General features: G+C 71.0%; 3 protein-coding genes. 2 read left to right on the plus strand and 1 reads right to left on the minus strand.

What is annotated here, in order from left to right; translation table 11 throughout:
* Positions 1 to 126 precede the first annotated feature (126 nt).
* A complete protein-coding gene (gene glsA, locus G6020_RS10035) occupies positions 127 to 1089 on the plus strand; it encodes a glutaminase A (protein WP_179524484.1) in 963 nt (320 codons plus the stop codon).
* Positions 1090 to 1110: 21 nt separating this feature from the next.
* A complete protein-coding gene (lysS, locus tag G6020_RS10040) occupies positions 1111 to 2730 on the plus strand; it encodes a lysine--tRNA ligase (RefSeq protein WP_179524485.1) in 1620 nt (539 codons plus the stop codon).
* Between the two features lie 31 nt (positions 2731 to 2761).
* Here lysS and G6020_RS10045 read toward each other — a convergent pair.
* Positions 2762 to 3375: DUF1801 domain-containing protein (locus G6020_RS10045; RefSeq protein WP_182610521.1), on the minus strand; the 614-nt coding region annotated here is incomplete at its 5' end.

Consider the following 3375-nt stretch of genomic DNA (forward strand, 5'->3'; position numbering starts at 1 on the left):
GGGCGCTCGGCCTGCTCTCGGACGCCGAGCACCTGCTGCGCGAGCGATCCGCGATCTCGGCGCACTGAGCGCGGCACCACGCCCGACCGGGGGCGCGCGGGCACCGGCCCCGGTACGGTCGCGTCCATGACGGACCACATCTCGGCAGACCTTCTCCAGGGCATCCTCGACGAGGTCCGTGACGACTCCTCGGGCGAACTGGTCCCGCACCTCGGCGACTACGAACACCCGAACCCCGACGCCCTGGCGATGGCGGTGTGCGACCTCGAGGGCACCGTGACCTCGGCGGGGGACGACGACATCCGCTTCGATCTCCAATCCGCCTCCAAGCCCTTCGTGTACGCCCTGGCCCTGGACCAGAAGGGCGTGGACGAGGTGGCCAAGCGGATCGGGGTCGAACCCTCCGGGGACGCCTTCAACGAGATCTCCCTCGAGGCCGGGACCGGCCGGGCACCCAACGGTCTGGTCAACGCCGGGGCGTTGGCCGCCCACGCGCTCGTCGGGGACACCGACGACGACGAGGTCTCGCGCTTCGAGCACATCCGCGCACTGCTCTCCCGCCTCGTCGGCCGTGACGTGGAGGTCGACGAGGAGATCGCCGACATCGAGGCCAAGAGCGCACACCGCAACCAGGCGCTCGCGCACCTCCTCGCCGAGGAGGGCACCCTCGCGGACGACCCCCACGAGGTGGTGGCGGGGTACGGACGCCAGTGCGCGGTCCGCGTGGACGTCCGGGAACTCGCCCACATGGCCGCCATGTTCGCGAACGGCGGTCTGAAGCCCGGCAGCGACGAGCGGATCCTCGGGCGCAAGGCGGTCCGCTACGCCAACAGCGTGATGTTCACCTGCGGCATGTACGACGCGGCGGGCGACTGGGTCTACCAGGTCGGACTGCCCGCGAAGAGCGGGGTGTCGGGGTGTCTGTTCGCGGTGGTTCCCGGTAAGTTCGGGATCGCGGCCTACTCGCCGCGCCTGGACGAGCACGGCAACAGTGTCCGGGCGGCGGCCGCCATCGAGCAGCTGTCGGACCGGTTCGACCTCCACGTCCTCGACCACGTGCGCGGTGACGGGTTCGGCCCCGCCGCATAGGGACGACTATCCTCGGGAGTCGTGACCGACTCGACCCCCGCCGCGACCGAGCCCGCCGACGACACCCCCGAGCAGCTGCGTATCCGTCGCGACAAGCGGCAGCGCATCCTCGATTCCGGCGTCGACGCCTATCCGGTCGAGGTCCCCCGCACGCACGGGCTCGTCGAGATCGCCTCGGATCCGCGCTTCGTCGCCCTCGAGCCCGGGGAGGAGACCGACGTCCGGGTCTCCGTCGCGGGCCGCGTGCTGTTCGTCCGCAACACGGGCAAGCTCTGCTTCGTCCGACTCCAGGACGGCGTGAGCCCGGACGCCGACCTGTCGGTCCCGGCGACCGAGGGCGGGCCCGACTCGTTCGCCCCGCAGTTGCAGGCGATGCTCTCGTTGGCCAACGTGGGCGAGGAGCGGCTCGAGGCGTGGAAGCAGGACGTGGACCTCGGTGACCACGTCTCGGTGACCGGCCGCGTGGTGCGGTCCAGGCGCGGCGAGCTGTCCGTCATGGCCGACTCGTGGGTGCTGGCGGCCAAGTCGCTGCGTCCGTTGCCGGTGGCGCACAAGGAACTGAGCGAGGACACGCGCGTCCGTCAGCGCTACACCGACCTCATCATGCGCGACACGGCCCGGCGCAACGCGGTCACCCGCATCAAGGTCGTCCGGGCCCTGCGGGACGCCCTCGACAGGCGGGGGTTCCTGGAGGTGGAGACGCCGATGCTGCAGACGTTGCACGGCGGCGCCGCCGCCCGGCCGTTCGTCACGCACTCCAACGCCCTGGACCTGGACCTGTACCTGCGCATCGCCCCCGAGCTCTACCTCAAGCGATGCGTGGTGGGCGGCATCGAGCGGGTCTTCGAGATCAACCGCAACTTCCGGAACGAGGGTGTGGACTCCTCACACAGCCCCGAGTTCGCGATGCTCGAGACCTACCAGGCCTACGGGGACTACGACACGTCCGCCACGATGATCCGTGAGGTCATCCAGGAGGTCGCGCGCGAGGTGTTCGGCACCACCACCGTCACCCTCGCCGACGGCACGGAGTACGACCTGGGCGGGCAGTGGCGTGAGATGCGTATGTACCCCTCGCTCAACGAGGCCCTGCGCGCGCAGCACCCCGAGGTGGTGGGGAACACCGACGAGGACACCGTCACGGTCGACTCGACGGTCGAGGAACTCACGGAACTGGCCGGCGAGGTCGGGCTCGAGGTGCCCTCGGGCAGGGGCTGGCTGCACGGCAAGCTGGTCGAGGAGCTGTGGGAGCACCTGTGCGGTGACCAGCTCGAGGGGCCGGTGTTCGTCCGCGATTTCCCGGTGGAGACCTCCCCTCTGACCCGCGATCACCGCACGGATCGGGGGGTCACCGAGAAGTGGGACCTCTACGTCCGTGGGTTCGAGCTGGCGACCGGCTACTCGGAGCTCGTCGACCCGGTGATCCAGCGTCGCCGGTTCGAGGACCAGGCGCGGCTCGCCGCGGCCGGTGACGACGAGGCGATGGTGTTGGACGAGGACTTCCTGGCCGCGATGGAGCAGGGGATGCCGCCCACCACCGGGTTGGGTATGGGGATCGATCGTCTGCTCATGGCGCTCACCGGGCTGGGCATCAGGGAGACGATCCTGTTCCCGATGGTCAAGCCGCTACCGCGGGACTGACGCGACCGTCACCGGCGACGCTCTGGCTGCGTCAGTCCGGCTGCGCCCACGCCGCCGCCACGAGTTCGCGGAGCACGGGTTCCCGGATCCGGGCCAGGGTCGTCACGTAGAGGCACCCCGTGCCGGTCTTGTGCGGCCCCAGCGTCGCGAGCAACGCGTCGGCTCCCGGGGCCCCGAGCAGTCCGTAGAGGCTGATGGCGGAGGCGCGGGGACTGAAGCCCACCCGGAGGGTGTCGCCCTCACGACCGCTGTCGTACACGTAGTGGTGCGTGCCGTAGCCCACGATCGACGGGCCCCACATGGACGGTGGTTCGCCGGTGACCTCGCCGAAGAGCTCGAGCAGGCGCAGGCCGTCCTCCACCCGCCGGGCGGTGGGCAACCCCTCGATCCACTGCCGTGGGGAGCCCGGTGTCTCGAGAAACGCCGTGTTGTCGTTGCGGCCGGTGGCGCGGGGCCGCGAGAGCGGATCGGCGAGGGACAGCCCCGCCGCGGACAGTGCGTCGCGCAGCACGCCGAGCTGGGAGGGGCCGACCCCGTGCAGCGCCAGAACGTCCCTCTCGGGCGTTCCGTCCAACTGGCGGAGGTCGGTGATCCCGGCCGCGGCGAGGGCGCGGGACGCCGGCGCGGAGAGCCGGGGGAGGGGAA

The sequence above is a fragment of the Dietzia sp. B19 genome (assembly GCF_014145155.1).
Classification (GTDB): Bacteria; Actinomycetota; Actinomycetes; order Mycobacteriales; family Mycobacteriaceae; genus Dietzia; species Dietzia natronolimnaea.

What these genes read in the sequence shown, in the direction of transcription:
- glsA (WP_179524484.1), top strand. Translation starts at nt 127, where the DNA reads ATGACGGACCACATCTCGGCAGACCTTCTCCAGGGCATCCTCGACGAG.